Annotated in this window: 18 protein-coding genes; all 18 read left to right on the top strand. The window is 55.7% G+C overall.

What is annotated here, in order from left to right; genetic code table 11:
- Nucleotides 1–59: 59 nt before the first annotated feature.
- Entirely contained in the window at nucleotides 60–542 is a 483-nt protein-coding gene (locus tag D9K61_RS25665; protein ID WP_120636037.1) for a helix-turn-helix domain-containing protein, read from the top strand.
- Complete coding sequence (locus tag D9K61_RS25660; RefSeq protein WP_120636036.1) at nucleotides 532–1062, top strand: hypothetical protein; 531 nt, start codon at nucleotides 532–534, stop codon at nucleotides 1060–1062. The genes D9K61_RS25665 and D9K61_RS25660 overlap by 11 nt, the downstream gene beginning before the upstream one ends.
- 104 nt (nucleotides 1063–1166) lie before the next feature.
- On the top strand, nucleotides 1167–1727 hold the full coding sequence (locus tag D9K61_RS25655) for a hypothetical protein (protein ID WP_162947030.1): 561 nt from the start codon (nucleotides 1167–1169) through the stop codon (nucleotides 1725–1727).
- The gene (locus D9K61_RS25650) at nucleotides 1727–2029 is read left to right on the top strand and encodes a hypothetical protein (protein WP_120636034.1); all 303 of its coding nucleotides are present in this window, start codon (nucleotides 1727–1729) and stop codon (nucleotides 2027–2029) included. The genes D9K61_RS25655 and D9K61_RS25650 overlap by 1 nt, the downstream gene beginning before the upstream one ends.
- On the top strand, nucleotides 2029–2403 hold the full coding sequence (locus D9K61_RS25645; RefSeq protein ID WP_120636033.1) for a hypothetical protein: 375 nt from the start codon (nucleotides 2029–2031) through the stop codon (nucleotides 2401–2403). Before D9K61_RS25650 ends, D9K61_RS25645 begins: the two co-directional genes overlap by 1 nt.
- Nucleotides 2400–3998: a hypothetical protein gene (locus tag D9K61_RS25640; RefSeq protein ID WP_120636032.1), complete on the top strand. Its 1599-nt coding sequence runs from the start codon at nucleotides 2400–2402 to the stop codon at nucleotides 3996–3998. Before D9K61_RS25645 ends, D9K61_RS25640 begins: the two co-directional genes overlap by 4 nt.
- On the top strand, nucleotides 3985–4422 hold the full coding sequence (locus tag D9K61_RS25635; RefSeq protein ID WP_120636031.1) for a hypothetical protein: 438 nt from the start codon (nucleotides 3985–3987) through the stop codon (nucleotides 4420–4422). Before D9K61_RS25640 ends, D9K61_RS25635 begins: the two co-directional genes overlap by 14 nt.
- 132 nt (nucleotides 4423–4554) lie before the next feature.
- Nucleotides 4555–6066: a portal protein gene (locus D9K61_RS25630; protein WP_120636030.1), complete on the top strand. Its 1512-nt coding sequence runs from the start codon at nucleotides 4555–4557 to the stop codon at nucleotides 6064–6066.
- Entirely contained in the window at nucleotides 6056–6355 is a 300-nt protein-coding gene (locus tag D9K61_RS25625) for a hypothetical protein (RefSeq protein ID WP_120636029.1), read from the top strand. Before D9K61_RS25630 ends, D9K61_RS25625 begins: the two co-directional genes overlap by 11 nt.
- Nucleotides 6356–6551: 196 nt before the next feature.
- Nucleotides 6552–7361, top strand: coding sequence for a hypothetical protein (locus D9K61_RS25620; RefSeq protein WP_120636028.1), 810 nt, complete (start codon nucleotides 6552–6554; stop codon nucleotides 7359–7361).
- A gap of 14 nt (nucleotides 7362–7375) precedes the next feature.
- Nucleotides 7376–8350, top strand: coding sequence for a major capsid protein (locus tag D9K61_RS25615; protein WP_120636027.1), 975 nt, complete (start codon nucleotides 7376–7378; stop codon nucleotides 8348–8350).
- 12 nt (nucleotides 8351–8362) lie between these two features.
- Nucleotides 8363–8785, top strand: a complete 423-nt coding sequence (locus D9K61_RS25610; protein ID WP_120636026.1) for a hypothetical protein — start codon at nucleotides 8363–8365, stop codon at nucleotides 8783–8785.
- A gap of 6 nt (nucleotides 8786–8791) precedes the next feature.
- Nucleotides 8792–9154: a hypothetical protein gene (locus tag D9K61_RS25605; RefSeq protein ID WP_162947029.1), complete on the top strand. Its 363-nt coding sequence runs from the start codon at nucleotides 8792–8794 to the stop codon at nucleotides 9152–9154.
- Nucleotides 9155–9247: 93 nt separating this feature from the next.
- Complete coding sequence (locus D9K61_RS25600) at nucleotides 9248–9880, top strand: hypothetical protein (protein ID WP_162947028.1); 633 nt, start codon at nucleotides 9248–9250, stop codon at nucleotides 9878–9880.
- The gene (locus D9K61_RS25595) at nucleotides 9880–11952 is read left to right on the top strand and encodes a hypothetical protein (protein ID WP_120636023.1); all 2073 of its coding nucleotides are present in this window, start codon (nucleotides 9880–9882) and stop codon (nucleotides 11950–11952) included. The genes D9K61_RS25600 and D9K61_RS25595 overlap by 1 nt, the downstream gene beginning before the upstream one ends.
- 136 nt (nucleotides 11953–12088) lie before the next feature.
- The gene (locus D9K61_RS27120; protein ID WP_162947027.1) at nucleotides 12089–12541 is read left to right on the top strand and encodes a hypothetical protein; all 453 of its coding nucleotides are present in this window, start codon (nucleotides 12089–12091) and stop codon (nucleotides 12539–12541) included.
- The gene (locus tag D9K61_RS25590; RefSeq protein WP_120636022.1) at nucleotides 12525–15311 is read left to right on the top strand and encodes a hypothetical protein; all 2787 of its coding nucleotides are present in this window, start codon (nucleotides 12525–12527) and stop codon (nucleotides 15309–15311) included. Before D9K61_RS27120 ends, D9K61_RS25590 begins: the two co-directional genes overlap by 17 nt.
- A complete protein-coding gene (locus D9K61_RS25585) occupies nucleotides 15311–18400 on the top strand; it encodes a hypothetical protein (protein WP_120636021.1) in 3090 nt (1029 codons plus the stop codon). Before D9K61_RS25590 ends, D9K61_RS25585 begins: the two co-directional genes overlap by 1 nt.
- Nucleotides 18401–18462: the final 62 nt, after the last annotated feature.

The following is an 18462-nucleotide window of genomic DNA, read 5'->3' as shown; positions in this document are numbered from 1 at the left end:
TGCATGCGTGAACATTCCTAGAACATGATTAGCACCCGATCCGCGCGTAATTTAAGACCATGTTGGCGGACCATTGGATCAAAGAAGCGAAGAAGGCCGGATGGAAGGTAGACGGGACAGAAGGTATCTGTCTGCGCCTGCGTTGCATGAAGGCCAGCTGCGACAATTCGATCACCGTTCCCCTTGAGAACCTTGGTCCAGTACCAGAGCCGTGCGACCGGCCGCACTTCGGCCAATTCGGCGCCGACGCCTTCAAGAGCTACAAAAACTTGGTGGACCGGCTTGTGACGCTGCGCAAGCGGCTCGGCATGAACCAAGATGACCTCAACGCCGCCATGGGCGTGGCAGAGGGATACGTCAATAAGCTGGAAAGCTTCCACCGTTTCCCAAGCTACCCGATGATGATGCTCTGGATGGAATGCCTGGGTCTGGAGGAAGACCACAAGCCCTGCGCGCTGCCCAAGGCCAGCATCAGGGCGATAGAGGGCCGCAAATCAAACCCCTATCAACCGAACCAAGCAAGGCACAAGTATGACCGATAACACACCAGCAGAGCAGGAAGAGGGCGAAGCCCTTCCCCCCGCTGACATCTCATTCCACGATATCGGACTACATCCGCAATCCGTCAAAGCTCTCGAAGCCATGGCATACGAAGGCATGTCTCTACACCTCGCCGCGAAGCGCGAAGGCATAAGACCAGACAACTTCGCACGCACTTTTAACAAGCCACACATCAGACGCGTTTATAATCAAGTGGTTAAGGCCATAAGAGACAACGCAGCAGCTCAAGCATACGTCCGAAACGTCAATCTCGCTCAGTCCTCTAACTCAGATCATGTCAAAGCGGACCTGAATAAGTGGATTGCAGGAGTTGACGGTATCGCAGCCGTGAAAAGGGTCGAGGGCCGCATGCACCACCAGCATTCATTCGGTGGGTTCGACTATGACGATGATGAGCCTGTCGATGTGACCCCAGAGGATACCCAATCCCCCGCCGATGATGGCGCAAGCCCAATAGAACAAGGGGTTTCAGGCGATGGTGGTACTCATGATGTCGAGTAACATGTGCAAACAAGGGGGGTCAGCGCACCATAGCAAGGGCGACACCCCCACCCCCTTATGCATGGCCTCGACCCAGACCCGCCCCCAAAAATCGCCGCGTGTGTGTGGTCATCCATGCAACTCCTCACGCTCTACTCCAAAACCGGTATATACCCGATCAGGGATTTCCGGCGTTCCAGTATATACCGGAGGTCCCCTTGAAGTATCCTGAAAAATTTTTGCTGAAACTGCCTGAGGGAACTTTGGGTCGTGTTGATGCTGTTGCTGATAACCGGAGCGAATGGATACGGGGATTGGTGCTTCGGGAACTTGGTGCTGATGGCGTCGGTAAAACCGAGGTTGTGGGAAAGTCACACAAGCCCGATGCGGCGGATCGAAAGCTGACGGTGTTTGAGAGTGTTGTTCTCGGGAAAAAAAATTCGACCGCGGGTGCTTCAAAACAAAAGGCGGATCAGGCGAGGGTGGCGTTGCGCGCGGCGGAGAATGCTAAGCGGAATTACGATGACGACGCCTTCCTTCTGGATTTTCTGAAATGCGGGGTCAGGACGGAGAGGCAGATCGCGAAAGAGATCAGATGGCCTGAGATGCGGGTGTCCAAAGCTGTTGCCCGACTTGGGGCAGCTGGGAAGGTGAAGTTCAGCGGCGGCGGGATCGAGGTGATCTGATGAGATATCTTATCATCACGCTTGGTTTCATCTTGGTGGCTAATCCGGTGTTGGCTCAGAACTGTGCCGAACGTGAACATGTGATCGGGAAGCTGCGGGATAGCTATTCCGAAGAACTCCGGTTTGGTGGCTTGCAGAAGGCGCGGGGCGCGAAGTCGGTGATGGAGATATGGGCGAACCAAGAAACCGGCTCATTCACGGTGCTTGTCACCCATGCCAACGGGCTCAGCTGCATCGTTGCCGTTGGAACAAATTTTTTTGAAGTGATGCCAGGCGATGGGCCAGATGGAGATCCGACCTAATGGGTAAATCGATTAAACCGGACGCAATAGTTTGGGTTCATCCGTTCGGGGCCGAGGTGCCGATTTTTGACGATATCGATCGCATGGATCGCTTCTACCGAAAACGCTGGGGCATCAAGACCGATTGGGATCGGGCGACTTTTGGGACCGCTGGTAGGTGTTACGATAAGAACGGGGTAGCACGTTACGCCCTGTTTATTCCGTCGACAGCAAATCTGGGCCTGATCGTTCACGAGTGCAGCCATATCGTTGATTTTGTCATGCATGAGTGCGGGGTTCCGATCAGTTTGAAAAACACAGAGGTCAGAGCCTACATGCTTGCGACACTGTTCTGCGATGTCTGCCACGTTTTGAACCGCGGGGATGACGAATGAACGCGCCGGTCAAACCCAAATCCTTCAAGTACGTTCCCGACGGCAAGGTGATCAAATCGTTTTTCTGGGACCGATCTCCGGTGTCCGTGATCCAGGGTCCGGTGGGGTCGGGAACCTCGACGGCATGTTGCCACAAGATGTGGAAGATATCACTGGAACAAGCCCCGGACGCAGCAGGGGTCCGACGTACCCGGTGGATCATCGTCAGAAACACCTACAACGATCTCAAAGAAACGACGATCAAGACCTTCAAATACTGGTTCGAAGATGTCGCCCAGGGTGTGTTCGGCGAACTCAAGATGACAAACCCGCCGAACCATCATATCCGCTGGGATAAACCAGACGGCACAATTGTCGACGCCGAATTCATCTTCTTGGCGCTGGATCAGGAAGAGGATGTCCGCAAGCTTCTTTCGCTGGAATGTACGGGGGTCTGGTTCAATGAGGCCCAGTTCACGGACAAAACCATCTTTGACGCCGCCCATGGTCGCGCCATGCAAGGGCGTTATCCTCCGAAGCTGGACGGTGGACCCACATGGAAGGGCGTGATCTGTGATTTGAACGCGCCGCCAGAGGGGCACTGGATCCCCTACATGCGGGGCGATGTCCCGCTGCCCGAAGATTTTGACGATGACCAGCGCGCCGAATACGCGAGACCTGATAACTGGAAATTCTTTGTGCAACCACCGGGTCTAATCGAGGTGATCAAGGAACGTAAGGTCGTCGGGTACAAAGAAAACACCCCGGAGAACCGGGTGGAAATGGGCCTGGATCCAACCGATTGCGCGGAAAACACGAAATGGCTGACCGAGACCTATTCGGAGCTGATCAAGGGTAAAGCCAAATCCTATGTCGACACCTATGTGATGAACCGTGTCGGCTTCTATCGGTCGGGCAAGCCCGTGTTCGAAAGCTTTAGACCGGAGATCCATGTCGCCAAGGAAAAGATCAAGCCGATCCCTGGTCTTCCTCTGATCGTTGGTCTCGACTTCGCACGGAACCCGGCAATGGTTGTGATCCAGGTTCTGCGGGGGGCCGTCTATGTTCTCCACGAATACGGGGTGATCAATCAGGCGGCGACCACCTACGCGCCGCTCTTCAAGAAACGACTGTTCAAGCACTTCCCCGAGTGGATGGGTAAAGACAGCCCCGGCATTCAGTTCTGGGGTGATCCCTCGGGTGACAGCAAGGGGCAGGGCACCGACCGCACACCCTACCAGATCTTTAACTCAAACGGCATGAGCGTGGCGGCAGCCCCCGGCAACAACGCGATTTCATTGCGGCTGAACGCGGTGCAGTCGGCGCTGGATACGATGGTTGATGGTGGGCCCGGCTTACTCGTTGATTCCTCGTGTATCACGCTGAAATCCGGGTTTGTCAGCGGCTACCACTACGCGAAAATCAAGGGCAAGAACGCCCATCACGACGAACCCTATAAGAATACCTTCGCCGATTATCACGACGCCCTTCAATATGCGTGTCTGGGTGCGGGCCTTGGGTTCGTTGTTCTCAACCCCAGCGGGGATAAACCGAAGCCCAAGCGGATCGAGCGCAAACGGTATTCGTTAAAACGAGGCCCTCGTGCAAGACAATAACCCGTACCCGTACCCGTTCGACCAAAGCCTGATCTGGCATGTTGTCTTTCATCCCGGAAAACGGTTTTGGTCCCGTCGGTTCTGCCATGTTTCCTTGGCCGGATATTCGAACGACACCTGGTTGCATCTTGATTTGCAGCGCCACGGGGTAAATGCCGCCTCGATCTATCATTACGATGAAGTCCAGGCTTATCTTGATTTCCTTCTCACCCACTACACGGTGGTCAAGTTTGGTCCCGCGCACCCAGCGTCATCAACTGCGTTTCTCGGCCCGATGACCTGTGTAAACTTTGTCAAACACATGCTGCGCCTCCGTTCCAGTGCATTGCGACCTGACGGGCTGTTCCGCGATCTTCTCCGCATCGAAGGAACGGAGATCCTCAATGAAGCGGCCGAAACCACAGAAGGTAGAGGAAACCCCTGAGCAGAAAGCGCAGCGTGAACGCGCGCGCACCGAAAACATCAGGGCGACCCAAGAGGGCCTGCAAACCCAGACCAACCTATTTCGCAACTTGCGTTCGCCCCGTGTTTCCATCGCCAACGGACGCCGTTTGTAATGGCGGACGACGAGTTCAAGCAGCGGTTTTCTGTGGCCCGCGCCCATCGGCGTCAGCAAGTCGAGGAAGACGGCCGCGAGATCTACAAGTTCTGTTTCAACGGGCGGGAACAGGAATGGGATGACCGCACCAAATACTCCGATGATCCCGAAGAGATTTTCACCGAGGCTGCCGCGACGGTAGCCGAAGAATTCTATGGTGAACTGTTCTCGACGATGACGCCCGAGAATTCACCGTGGACGGCTTTTGAGGCCGGTAACGCAGTTGATGAAGATCAGAAGGATGCCGCGGAAGAGCAGCTTGGAATGCTCGAAAAAAAGCTGGCCAAGGCTTTGCGTTCGTCCAATTACTATGACGAGGGGCCTACCGCGTTTCAGGATGCGGTTGTCGGCAACATCGCGATGTGGATGGATCGGCCATCTCTGATTTCACCAATCGTTTGTGAGGCTGTTCCTCTTCCCGAGTTATTTCTGACAGTCGGCCCGCGCGGGCTCGAAGATAGGTTCCGTCGGCAGTCCTATCATCTCAGGGATTTGAAACAGCTTTTCCCGGATGCCGATTTCCCGCGGGCTCTTAGCGAGAAAATCAAGAACGGTAAGAGTGGTCAAGCCAAAGTGATCTGGGGGTTCTGGCGGAATTATGAGGACGTCGAGAACCCGAAATGGCGGCAGGAGATCCGCGTCGATGGCAAGGCCATCGGAATGGATGAAGATCTCGGCGAAGAGGGGTCACAACCTCTTATCGTTGGTCGGTACAATCCCTATGCGAAATCTGCATGGGGTCGCGGTCCAGGGCGCCGGATGTTGCCGACCCTTCGGGGCCTGGATGAGCTGGTCCGGATGAACCTTGAGGGTATGGATCGGACACTCGATCCCGCCTTTGTTTATCCCCATGACGGTATCCTTGATCTGTCGGAGGGGATCGATCCTGGACTTGGTTATCCCTCTATGCCTGGTAGCGCCGAAAATGTGCGACCGCTGGACTTCGGAAATCTGGACTACGGGTTCTTTTCAGAGGAACGCATCGAACAGAAGATCCGGGAGGGCTTCTATCGCGAAATCGAGCAGCGGGGCAAAACACCGCCGTCCGCCTCCCAATATGTGGGGCAAGAAAATAAGCAGGTTCGCCGGATGGCGCGACCAGCTGCGAAGACATGGCGGGAATTTGGTGTCGGTCTGTTGCGTCGGGTAGAATATCTCGAACGTCAGGCCGGTGGGTCACTCGATGGTGTCAAACTTCCACTGCTGGATGACCGAACCGTCATCGCGCGCCCAATCTCACCTCTCGAACGTTCCCAGGCGCTACAGGACGTCACCACCGCCGACAGCATCGTTGGAATGGTGAACGAACGTCTAGGTCCGGAGCAAGCTGCCATCCTTGTCGACGGGCCCAAAACCTACCGGAACATCAAGGAAAAGCTGAAAGACGAGATCGTCGAGTTCCGGTCGAAAGAAGAGATCACCGAGATGATTCAAGCGATGCAGCCGCAGCAGGCCCCCAATGAGCAATAACGCGAAGACCAAGTTTCTCAGGGATATGCGCGACGAAGCTCCGGTCCAGTCGTATCTCGCCACGCATTTGAACTGGATGCGCGAAGAAAACCCTGATGGTGCCGAGCAATTGCATGCCGACATCATCGAAACTTTCACGACCGAACAAGGACTTAGGGTTCTGAAATTGCTGGAAAAATCCGTCCTTTACGCTGGCGTTCCGAATGGTTCGTCAGACGGTGCATTGCGGGAAATGAACGCGGTGCGGAATTTTGTACTCGAAATCAGAAGGTTGGTATCTCATGGCTGACCAGCCTTTCTCTGCAGGAAAATACGATGCCCAAAGGTGAGACAAGTAGACCGACGCCGCGAGGCGTAAAACACGGACCAAAGTCTGTTCGGAACGCCAATGCTGAGACGCTGCGCCTTGAGAGGGTTCGGCGCGCAGGCCAGCAAAAGAACAGGATCTCCCTTGCTTCATATTTGAAATCGAAAGGTAGAAGAAAGTGAATGACAAGTTAAAGCGTCCGATTGATCCCTATGATCCCGCATGGGCGGAATACGCCCGTCAAAATCCGGGCCTGCGCCGCTCGCTGTCCGCAGCAGATGCTGGTGATGGCGGAGATGGTGGCGATGGTGGCGACACAGAAATCGACTATTCCGGCATTCTGCCTGACACCTTCAAAGGTGAGGATGGCAAATGGGATACCGACGGGTTCAAGGCCAACTATGACGAACTTGCGTCGTTTAAGGCACAGGCGGACGAACGCACCGAGGCGATGCCGAAAGAGGCCAGTGGATACGCGTTCGAAATCCCCGAAGGCCACGCGTTTCCCGAGGGCTTCGACCCGGAAACGATGAAGACCAAGGATGAAGACGGCAACGACGTTGAATTCGATGTGAAGTCAATGATCGACGCCGACGATCCCGATCTTCCCGCACTGCAAGCGGCGATGCTGAAACATGGCGCCGATCCCGCGTTGATGGGTGATATTGCTTCGATCCTTGCGAACCGTGAGCTGCGTTCGGTGATGGATGCGATGAATACCGCCGACGAAGAAACCGCAAAGCTCGGCCCCGACGCCAGCTCCCGGTTTTCAACGGTCAAGCGCACGCTGGACGCACGCCTCGAACCCAAACAGGTCACCGCCATCATGGACAGCGTTACCAGCGCAGATGGTCTGCGCGGCATCGAGGCACTTCTGAAAAAAGCGGGGCCACCAATAACCCCGTCGAACACCAAACAAGATTGGTCCGAGATGAACACGACAGATCGTCTCGTCTCGGGTCTCAAAGGGCGCACAAAAAGCGCGTAACTTAGGAGGGCTTTATGGCCGACGAACTTCTTAACCTGGTCGAGTTTGCCAAAGGCCACTCTGACCCCGTTGCATCCGCGATGATCGAGCAATTCGCAAAGGAATCGGATGTTCTTTCCACCATCTCGTTCAAACCTGCGGAAAAAGGCTTGAACGTGTTTGACCGCGAAACCTCGGAACCCGTCGTTGGTTTCCGTGCCTTGAACTCTGAACCGGAGATCTCGCATGGTAGCCAGGAAGAATTCCAAGACGCCTGCTATCCGATCTCGGGTCTGATTGAGTTCGACCGCATCAAGTTGAAGCGGTATGGCGAGCGTAAACGGGCAACGTACATGCTGGGGCAGATGAAGAAGGGTTCCCGTGTCTGGACGGATACTTTCATCAACGGAAGCAACAGCGCAGATCCAACCGTGTTCAGTGGTATGAAGGTTCGACTGAAAGCCGACGATGCTGGTAATGTCGACGGCTCCACCGATGACTCTCGCCTGATCGCGAACTCGGTGGCATCTGGTGGTGGCGCTCTGTCCCTGAGTAACGTCGACAAGGCAGTGGATTTGGTAGCGAGCCCCACGCATATCGCGATTTCACGCCGGATGCGGACAAAATTCAAAGCCGCAGCCCGTGACCCTAACCTGACCAACAATCGCGTGACCGATGACTACGACAGTCAGCTTGGGCGTCGTGTTCTCCGGTTCGGTGACCTGCCGTTCCTGACCGGCTACGAGGTCTCCAAGGACTCGCAATTCTTGCCGTACAACGAAGTCGCCCATGGTGGCGGTGCAGCGGTTACCACTTCGCTTTATGTGGTGTCGTTCCGTGAAGACGGGGTATGCGGCATCCAAACCTCGGAGCCTGAATTCGAGCCGGTTGATACTGACCGGGGCGTTTTCAAGCGCGATCTCTTCGAGTGGGACTGCGGGATCACCATTGAGGACTTCTATTCGGCGATCCGCCTGTCCTCGATCACCGACGCGCCGATTGTGGCATAAGGAGATACGACGATGACGAACAAGTTTTATCCATTCGACAAGCGGCTTGAACATCGTGCCCTTGGGTCGGCTGCCATTACTGCGGAAACAGTACTGGCCACCATCACAGAACGGGCGGCTCAACGCACGATGTACCTGACAAAGGTCAACGTTGAAGCGGTCAAGAAGACCGCAAACAACGAGGCCTATACCGTGGTGGTCGAAGTCTCTAACGATGATTTCGCTACCCGCGAAGTCGCCGCGATCTTGAGCCTGGGCGCTGCCGAAGTCCGTCAGTCGACGGCACCGGATACCAAGGTGGGTGATGAATATGACATCCACTGGACCACCGAGGTCAACGGGATCAAATACGAGAAATCCCGGATCAAGATGTTCACAGCAGGCACCACGCCTTCAATCACAGTGGGCTGCTGGTCCACTATCGCGACGGGGTAAATGCAGATGAAGATTTTTACGATTATTCCGGTTGCAAAACCGAAGTCCTTTGCCGACGTCGATTTCCATCAAAAGGAATATGCGGCGGCGCTTAAACGTGGTCCGGTTGATGTGCCAGGGGCCACGGCCAAGGAAGCTTTGGTAAACAGCAAGGGCCTTTACCGGATCAAGTCCGATGAGAAAAAGGTCGAGGTCGAGATCAAGGGTGCCAAAGAGCCCGAGGATATGACCCCGTCCGAGCTTGTCGCCGAGATGACGTCCCACGGGAAGCCCCCGCGCAAAAAGATGGCGCGCGCTGCGGCCGTCGCCTTTGTTCGCGACCTGCGAGAAAAAGCTGCAGAAATGATTGTGGATGACGAAGACGAGTGACCCCCTCGGTTGTTAGTCAGGAAGTGGGCCCTACGGGGCCCATTTTTCGTTTGTGCATTGCGGGAAATCGGGTTCAAGCGCGATCTTCCCGACATGACAGTTCGTACCAAAACCACCATCTTTAATGCGGCACTGCTGCGCACCGGGCATTCGGATGTCACCGAAGGTGAAGGAAGCGGGCTTTGGCGCGCACTTGAAGCCAACTATGATGAAATCGTTCGTGTCGCCTTTGAAGAGGGGAACGGCAGCTACCCCTTTGGGAAAGTTCGCAGAACCTTGACCGGCCGATCCGAAGGCGATTTCGGGTATTCTGACAGCTTTGTCATTGGTTCTGACATCCTCCACATCACCGAAGTTTTCCTTGATGAGATCGCATGTTCCGACATTCACGAGCCTTGGGAAGTTGACGCACAGGCCGGTACACTTCTGATCAACGCGAGTTCTCGCACCGTCGAGGTCGAAGGGATCAAGGAAGGTCTTGAATACACCTGGTCCGGCAAGTTCGCCATAGGCATCCAGCGCAAATGTGAGGCCGTGATCAAAGACGTTGAAGAGGAATTTGGAGAGGCTTCGGCCAAGGACCAGGACGCTGACTTTTTGTTGATGAAGGCTGGTGTCAAAGGGTCTCGGAACCGGTCGAAAAGCCGCGTGTTCAATAAGGGTAGGGGCCGTATCACAACCGCCCGTCGAACACGATCGACCCGTGTAATGCGGAGCCGGTCCTAATGGCGCGACGTAAGGAAACGATCTGGCAGCGGGATTTCAGCTTCGGTTCGATCCGTGAGGAAGCGGTGGAGCGGGATGACACCCCGTTGGTTGAACGATCTTGCAAGGAAATGAAGAACACTATCACCACGACAACCGGACAAATTGTTTCCCGCCCCGGCACGATCCAAGTCAGCGCATCAGCAGCAAAGGAAGGTGTCGAGGTCGATCTGGGGCAGGGTCGTGTTTATGATCTGCAGATCATTCCAACCGGCCTTCTGCTATATGATCAGGCCGGGAACCTCGCTTACACCGGGGTTCTGAATTGGGTGGCCGCACCGGGGAAATTTGGTGTGTACGCTTTCGAGAGTATCGAGTTCTGGGTCCTTGCTGATCCGGATACCTCGACCATCTTGATCGGATCTCAGAGGTTCCCCATTCAAGCCTTGATCCTGCAGAACGGCGCCTGGACTTTTGGGCAAATGGCGTTTGCAGCGGGGCTGTCTGGCGAACTAAAACAACCGTATTGGCCTTACTACGAAGGCGTCACAATTCAACCAAGCGCGCGGTCTGGTGCAATTACTGTCACCGCATCATGGGGGATTTGGACGGACGCACATCAGGGCTTGTCAATTCGGTATCAGGACCGCGAAATCGTACTGGGTACCCGTGTCAGTAGCACCGTGATGAATGCGTTTGTCAGAACGATCCTCCCCCCAAGCTATAATATCGTCGTCAACTCCACACTGAATTTCAAAGTCGGTGATGTTGTCGAGCACGAAACACTTGGAGGGAAGGGAATTGTCACGGCCATCAATGGTCAGACACTTCAAGTGATGGCGACGTCTGCGTATGACGGCTTTCAGGCGGTTAACAATACAAAGCTGGTTGCTCCAAACGCGGCTTCTGTCATCACACTTGTTGTGGCCTCGCCTTTACCTGCAACCACACAGCTCTGGGACATGCAGATGCAATCCCCCGTTCATGGCTATGCGGGACATGCGTCACGACACGTTCGAAGGACGATCCTTGGCGGGTTTCCCGGCGCCCCTCAGGCGTTTGCGGTATCGGTTTCCAATGCGATCAATGATTTCAAGATGGGCGTAGAGGATAGTGATGGTTTCGTCGAAACAGTTGGTTCTGATCGTGGCGGGACACTGAAATACATCGTGTCTGCCGAAGACCTGTTGTTCTTGACCACCAAGGGTATCTACTACCATCAGACGCGTGACGGATCTGGGATAACTCCCGGAAACATCCGTCCAATTTCTTTTTCCAATATTGGTTGTGCCTCGGTTTCTCCCGCGACGGTGGATGATGGATGTGTTTTCGTGGATGCAGTCGGGCAGCAGGTTTTTGCGGCCGTATTGTCGGGGGATACGTATAAGTCATGGCGCGTTCAGCCGCTAACCAAGTATCACTCCCATCTGGTCAACAGTCCTGTGTTTCTCGGTGCCACGGCGACAGGTTCCGAACAACCTGAGTACTACATCTATGTCGTCAACTCAGATGGAACGGTCGCAGTTTGTCAGACAGATCGGGATGACGGTTCGTTGTCATGGCGCCCATGGGATACAGACGGTAAATTCAAAGCGGTCTATCATTGCTTTGGCAAATCCTATGCCCTGGTAGATCGAACGATAAATGGCGTAAGCACCAGATTTCGTGAGCGTTTCGAGTTCGGGCTGCCAATGGATTGCGTGGCGGCCGTCAAGATATCAGCTGGTTTCCCAGAGGGGCAGACCGGCGTGAACTTTGACCAAGGTGTCACGGCCTTTGCAACCCATCTGATCGGTCACACTGCCTCTGTGTTTATGGAGGACTGGGATCTCGGAGATTACCCGATTGACGTCCATGGCAGGCCCGTGGACGCCAATTCCAATGTGATCGGTTATCCTGATTACGAAGGCATCGCGCAGATCGGGTTGAACTTTGAGACACGGGTGGTTCCGTGGTCGCGGAGATCGGTCAACACTCAGCGGGGAACCCGTGAGGTTAAACGTCTGATCGCTATGTTTGTGWYYKTCAAGAKAMGACGGCATACGAGATCGATGGATTTCAACATGGCGCCTATCGTGCCGGTGAAGACCTGACCGTTCCGCCCCCTCGGAGAAGCGAGCAGATAAAGGTCACATTTGTTGGCAAAGAGGGGTATGAAGGCGTCCCGATTACGCAAACACGCCCCGGTTTTCTAAAGATCCTAAAGATCGGATATAGGGTGGTTGTCTAATGGACCCTTTCACGGGATTTATGGTTGCAGCATCAGCGGTTAGCAGCTTGGCGTCCGGTGCTGCTCAATCTGCAAACGCGATGTCGGAAGGCGCGCGTTTGGACAGTGAGGCAAAACTAGCCGAAACCCAAACGCTGCAGCGGGATACGATAGCGCGAGACGATTTGAACAGTTTCCTGTCGACTGTCCGAGCCTCACGTGCAGCAAACGGATTATCGAGTAATTCACCCAATGCGGTCTTGCTGGAAACCACGTCAGTTCGAAACGCTGATCGGGACCGAGTTATCCAGCGCGCAGACGGGACACAACGTGCCGCTAACTTCCGAACAGCGGCGAAATCAGCGAGACGATCCGGGCGGTTCTCGCTTTTGACTGGCGTCCTTGGCGCCGCAGTTCCACTCGCCCAATACGGCGCTTACAAATCCGGGGGCAATAATGGCAAGAGTACCTGAGGTTATCCGGAAGCGAGCGGTTTCAAACGTAGCCGCTGAACCGGCAAAGGCGGGTCAAGGGTTCGCCGCACTATCCGAGCTTGCCCGGTTGGGCGCTGAATTCGTCAAACCAGCGGCTGAGAAAGAAGCCAAGGAAGCGGGCCTCGATTCTGTTTACAGGGATGAGAACGGTCAGTTGCAGGTGGATGAGAAATCCGCGTTGGGTGGCAGGCAGTCTGATATCCATAATGCTGCTGCCTTCTCCAAATATCTGTCCCAGCGCAGCGTCGACATGTCCGAGAACTTCACGGAGCTGGCACGCAAATACGAGTTCAACCCCGCTGGTTTCAAAGATGCGTCCGACGGCTACATCAAACTGCTGGAAGAAGACGAAAGCATCCCGCGGGTTCTCAAGGAGGATCTGCTGGCGAGTGCCAAGACAGAAGCCAGCCGCCGATTCAATGGGCTGTTCAGCCAGGCCACCAATCGCGAGTACCGGGAAAGCGATCGTAATACGGCAACCCATCGGGACATGCTTGTTGACGACTACATCAATTTGTTCTCGGCCGGGGATGAGGAAGCGGCCAATGCCAAGTTGGCGGAGATCGAACAGTTGTCTTCATTTCGTGGCAACGCCCCGTACATCTCAGAGACCCCGAAAGAAACCGAGGCGTTTTTGCGGGGCACACGTGCTGCCGCCAAAGCTTCCCGCCAGATGCGCGTTCTCGGCGAAATCAAAGGTGACACAGAAATCCCTGATGAGTTGCGGCAGGAGTTGGAAGACACGCTGGAAGACCCCGATCTTTCGCCAGATGTACGCCAGAAACTGTACAATGCGACCCAGGGCCGTTTGAAGGGTATCGATGCCAACGCCTTTGTCGATACCCTGACAGCGGACGGATACGAAGCCAAGGTCGTCAAGGTTGAAAGCGGGGGGAAGGCCTCGGCGCAAAACCCGAACTCGTCGGCAACGGGCCATCACCAATTCACCAAAGGGACCTGGCTGCAGAGCGTGAAAACCCTGCGCAAGCAAGGGGGCGCGCAATGGGCGGCAGGTCTCAGCGAGGCCGAACTTCTTGAGATGCGGAAGGATTCCGGCGCATCGTCGGAAGTGTTCCAGCATTTCCGCGCCAACAACGCGGCGGTTCTGAATAACGCCGGGGTTCCGGTCAATGAAGCTACCGAATACATGGCGCATTTCTTTGGGGCAGGCGGTGCCGTTCAGGTGTTGACCGCTGATCCCACGGCAAAGCTGTCTGAGTTTCTGCCCGCCAAGGTGATCCAGGCGAACCCGTTTCTCGCCAACATGACAGCGACCGACGCAAAGAATTGGGCGGCGCGGAAGATGACCGTCAAAGCCTCGGATATCGCAGCACAACAGGTACAGATCGATCAGATCGAAGACACCGAAGTTCGGGCTATGGCATCCACCAGCCTCAGAGACGCCTATGGTATCAAGAAGCGTCTCGAAGATGCGTCGGCCGTTGAATACCGGGAACGCTTGGCCGCGCAGGATGACACGCTGACCGAACAGGAGATTCGGCAGGATCATAACATCTCAGACGCCGCCCAGGACGCGCTGGTGTCTGAGTTGCAGAAGCAGCGGAAAACCCAGATCGAAGTTCAACAAACCGTTCACAATCTCGCCGATGGTGCCACCCAATGGAACCCGTTTGACAGCAAACAGCGCAACAGAGTGGACGACGCGTTCAAATCCATGCTTGAGGATGAGCAGCCCCTTTCACCAGCGGGTCAAACGATGGCGGGTGAAATCGCTGTACGTACCGGGTTCTTGCCGCGCACGATGTTTGACGCGATCCGAGGGGCAACCGTATCTGGTGATCCAAAGCAGCTCGCTAGTTCCATGGAATTCCTTAGCCAGGTGATTCAGCGTCAGTCCGGCGCCATCGACATGTTCGACGGCAAGGGTGCTGTCAACAACGCACTGAGCGACTATTCGTTCTATTCCAAGTTCATGGGGGCTGAGGAAGCGGCGCAACGGGTCATCGACAACAATGCTCCTGAGATGGTTGCGAAGCGCAAGAACCTGTCGGACGCCGCGAAAACAGCGGCCAAGGAACTGGATCATGGTGATCTGGTTGATCATCTCTCGGACAAAGGCATCGATGCTGAACTCGGTAATGAGGCCCAGCAGGCCGAAATGATGACGGAATATGACCGTTTGTTCCGGGACGCTTATGTTGGCACAGGTGATCCCGGTCTCGCCAAGAACCGGGCGTTGTCCGAGATGTCTCGCGTCTATGGCCCCAACATGATCAGCGGCAGCAGCCGCTTGATGAAGTATCCACCACAGAACTTCTATCCATCTTCGGCACGCAACCCGGACTACATGTCCCAACAGCTTGAACAAGCGGTCAGCGAATTCGCCTTTGATGATGACGCCAATGATGCCTGGGGTTTCTCTCGGATCACGGATGCGATCAGCGGGCGCAAATGGGTGGACAGCAGTCGGATCATGCTGATGTCGGATCATACCACACGCGAAGAGGTGGCCGCGAAACAGCAGCCATCTTACACCGTGATGTTTCGTGACGATAACGACGAGTTGCAAGCGGTGCCCGGCCGGTTCTTCTTTGATCCGCCGACAGGTGAACCCGAGACAGCGCGGGCAGAGTTCGAAGCAGAACCGCGCGACAAAGAGGCGGAAGTCGTCAATCTGCGTCTGTGGCGTGAACACCTCAGAGCGCAGGGTATGACAGAGGGCCAGGCGCTGGATGAGGTCGTCAACAACAAAGACAAGTACCGCGGTGCACCACCGGAGACCAACTGATGCCCTTCAAAGATACCGAGCAGTTCTACGGCCCCTTGGCGCTACCCGACGGGATGAGCGTTACCCCAACTGAGGAAGCACCAACCGGGATCGGGGATGTTCTTGGGGCAGCCTTTCGGACGGAAAACCCTGTTGTCTCCGCTGCTACCAGTTTCAACTACGATCCCCTGAAACCCTTTGATCCTGACTATCGGCCCTGGGATGATGTCCAGGGCACCGAATACGAGGATTACGCCGGCCGATTTGCTGGTGCCCGTGATCAGGAAGATGTTGTCGCGATGAAAGCCCAGATCGACCGGGAACGGGATGATCGCGCGGTGCTGGATGCGGCGGGTGGTCTTGGTGTCCTCTCACAGATGGGGGCCGCTGTACTATCGCCATCCTCGCTTATCCCAGGTGGTGCAGTGGTCAAGGGTGCGAAGGGTGTCTCTATCGCGCGCACCGGGCTGACAGTGGCGGGATCAGCTGCATTTGCTGCGGCACTGGATGAGACCGTCCTACAAGGCACACAGGAGACGCGCACGGCCACAGAAAGCGCTTTTGCCATTGGTGGGTCGTTTGTCCTCGGTGGTGTGCTTGGGGCAGCGGCCGGGAAGCTGACTGCCAACCAATTCAAGGCGGCTTCCAAGCGCGTCGAAGATGCGATCACGCTGACCCATGAATACGATGAAGCGCTGCGTTCTGTTGGTGCCGCTGAAAACCGGGCCGATCTCACACTGCGCCGGGAAGAGATTTTCCAGATGGTGAACCGGGTTCCCGTCCTGCGTGGTGTCGTCCGCAGCGATCCGGTTCTGCGCGCCCAGTTATCCCCGTTACGAGAGGTCCGGTCGGCGCTGGTGGATCTGGTTGAGACCCCGCTGCAATACGCAGCCAATGATACCGGACAAAGCGTCAGGATCGGAGGGCCATCGGTTGAAGCCCGAATCCTTGATCGTGAACGCAACGAACTGGCATCCGCCCTTTCGGTGCTGTCTCGTTCATTCTCGGAGTACGCCAAGGATGGCCCTGCCGGAACAATTGGAACATTGACCGCACCCGTCACCACCCGGTTCAACAACCTGATGGGGAAAGATCGGAAGCTGACGGCGCCTGAGTTTATGGATGAAGTCGGCAAGGCGATGCGGCGCGGTGATAAACATCCGATCCCGCAGATCCAAAGTGCCGCCGATGCTTTGCGTCGTGAGATCTTCGACAAGATCAAGGATGAGGCTACCAAGGTCGGGATCTTCGATGCTGATCTACAAGTCAAAAACGCCGATTCCTATTTCTCACGGGTCTACAATACCGAACGGATCCGCCGGCACTTCGGTGATGGAACAGGCGATGATATCGCTGTGGTTCTTCGATCCGAGTTCCAGAGGAAACGAGCGGAAGCCGAGAAGGCGCTGCAAACCAGACTGGATGATCAATCCGCCGAAACCAAAGATATCGCGAAAGCAACGCAACGCGCTTTGGATAAACAGAAATCAGCGGACGAATTCTATGCGAACGCCACGGATGCAGAGATTGAACAATCCGTTAATGACACCGTCCGTTCATTGCTGGGTCTTAAGCCAGGACAACACAGCTACGAGGCAACACTGTCGTCACCGACAAGTGCCCGTGTTCTGGATGTTGACGATCTGATCCTTGAGCCGTGGCTGGAATCGAACGCGGAAGCGATCATGTCGCAATACTTCCGCCAGATGGTTCCGGATATCGAAATCACCCGTCGGTTTGGTGATGCGGAGATGACCGAGGCGAGGACGAAGATCACCGAAGAAATCGCCAAGCAGATGAAATCGGCGAAGTCCGCGAAGCAGAAACTTAAGGTCCAGGAAGAAGGCGCCGAACGCCTGCGTGATCTCGAAGGGATGCGGGACCGCTTGCGTAACAGATACGGTGTTCCTGATAACCCGCGCAGTGGGTGGATACAGGCGAACCGTGCGCTTCGGACAGTCTCGTACATGGGCTATCTGGGCGGCATGATGTTGTCGGCGATCCCTGATGTAGCTGGCGTCATCGGGCGCGGCGGTATTGAAGGGGCATTTGGAACCGCAGCAACGGCGTTGACCAACCCAAAGAAACTTGGCCTTGCCGCGAAGGATATGGCCGAGATCGGTGCAGCCGCTGAGTGGTGGTTGAATTCCCGCGCTATGTCGATGGCAGAGATGTTTGACCCCTATGGTGCGGGAACCAAAATGGAGCGGGTTCTGGGGCAGGGGGCGCGTCAGTTCTCCATAGCGACTGGCATGATCCCGTGGAATGTCGGATGGAAAACTGTAGGTGGTGCGGCAGTGGCGTCCAAGATGTCCAAGGCGGCTGATGCTGTTCGCGCGGGCAAAGCCACCAAGAAGCAGCTTCGGACGCTGGCCGAAAACGGAATCGAGCCGCACATGGCTGAACGTATCGCCAAACAGATCGACGAATTCGGCGACAAGGGCGGGACCATGTGGTTGCCACGTGGTCAGGATTGGACGGATGCCGAAGCGTTTGGTGCGTTTCGCAGTGCAATGAACCGTGAGTTTGATCTGATGGTGATCACACCCGGTCAGGATAAACCACTGGCGTTCTCGACGGAACTCGGGAAGTTCTTCCTGCAATTCAAAAGCTTTGCGATGTCAGCGCACCACCGGATCTTGCTGTCCGGTATCCAAAGAGCGGATGCGGATGTGTTGGCCCAAGTAACCAGCGCAATCCTCTTGGCGGGCCTTGCCTCAAACATCAAAGCCAACCTTGGAGGTTACGAGCCCAAGGAAGGTGACGCGTTCTGGGAAGACGCCCTCGATCGGTCTGGTCTGGCGGGGTGGTTGATGGAACCCTATAACGCGGCATCAGCTCTATCTGGTGGGCGGTTATCGATCACTGGCGAACCTGTGTCGCGGTTCCAGGCGAGATCGGCGGTTCAAGGTCTTGCAGGGCCAAGTGTCGATATGGTTGCTAGTGCAGCCGAGGCCGTCAACGCATATTCATCGGGGAAAGCCAGCTACCGGGATGTGCGGAAACTGATGCGGCCGATTCCTGGCAACAACATCTGGTGGTTGCTACCTATGTTTCGAAAAGTCGAGGATGCGGCGGTGTCGGCGACAGGGGCGAAGCCGCGTCAGTAAGGGCTGTGCATTGCGAGAAGCCGCAGTGAAAGGGGATTTTATCGCAAAACAGCGGTGATCCC

It is taken from the genome of Ruegeria sp. EL01, assembly GCF_900313035.1.
GTDB lineage: Bacteria > Pseudomonadota > Alphaproteobacteria > Rhodobacterales > Rhodobacteraceae > Ruegeria.
This window is presented reverse-complemented; position numbering and strand designations above follow the sequence as displayed.

Coding starts and splice junctions, on each gene's coding strand:
- D9K61_RS25660 (WP_120636036.1), top strand. CDS start 532: ATGACCGATAACACACCAGCAGAGCAGGAAGAGGGCGAAGCCCTTCCC.
- D9K61_RS27120 (WP_162947027.1), top strand. CDS start 12,089: ATGGACCCTTTCACGGGATTTATGGTTGCAGCATCAGCGGTTAGCAGC.
- D9K61_RS25625 (WP_120636029.1), top strand. CDS start 6,056: ATGAGCAATAACGCGAAGACCAAGTTTCTCAGGGATATGCGCGACGAA.
- D9K61_RS25640 (WP_120636032.1), top strand. CDS start 2,400: ATGAACGCGCCGGTCAAACCCAAATCCTTCAAGTACGTTCCCGACGGC.
- D9K61_RS25630 (WP_120636030.1), top strand. CDS start 4,555: ATGGCGGACGACGAGTTCAAGCAGCGGTTTTCTGTGGCCCGCGCCCAT.
- D9K61_RS25600 (WP_162947028.1), top strand. CDS start 9,248: ATGACAGTTCGTACCAAAACCACCATCTTTAATGCGGCACTGCTGCGC.
- D9K61_RS25605 (WP_162947029.1), top strand. CDS start 8,792: ATGAAGATTTTTACGATTATTCCGGTTGCAAAACCGAAGTCCTTTGCC.
- D9K61_RS25590 (WP_120636022.1), top strand. CDS start 12,525: ATGGCAAGAGTACCTGAGGTTATCCGGAAGCGAGCGGTTTCAAACGTA.
- D9K61_RS25650 (WP_120636034.1), top strand. CDS start 1,727: ATGAGATATCTTATCATCACGCTTGGTTTCATCTTGGTGGCTAATCCG.
- D9K61_RS25610 (WP_120636026.1), top strand. CDS start 8,363: ATGACGAACAAGTTTTATCCATTCGACAAGCGGCTTGAACATCGTGCC.
- D9K61_RS25665 (WP_120636037.1), top strand. CDS start 60: ATGTTGGCGGACCATTGGATCAAAGAAGCGAAGAAGGCCGGATGGAAG.
- D9K61_RS25585 (WP_120636021.1), top strand. CDS start 15,311: ATGCCCTTCAAAGATACCGAGCAGTTCTACGGCCCCTTGGCGCTACCC.
- D9K61_RS25615 (WP_120636027.1), top strand. CDS start 7,376: ATGGCCGACGAACTTCTTAACCTGGTCGAGTTTGCCAAAGGCCACTCT.
- D9K61_RS25645 (WP_120636033.1), top strand. CDS start 2,029: ATGGGTAAATCGATTAAACCGGACGCAATAGTTTGGGTTCATCCGTTC.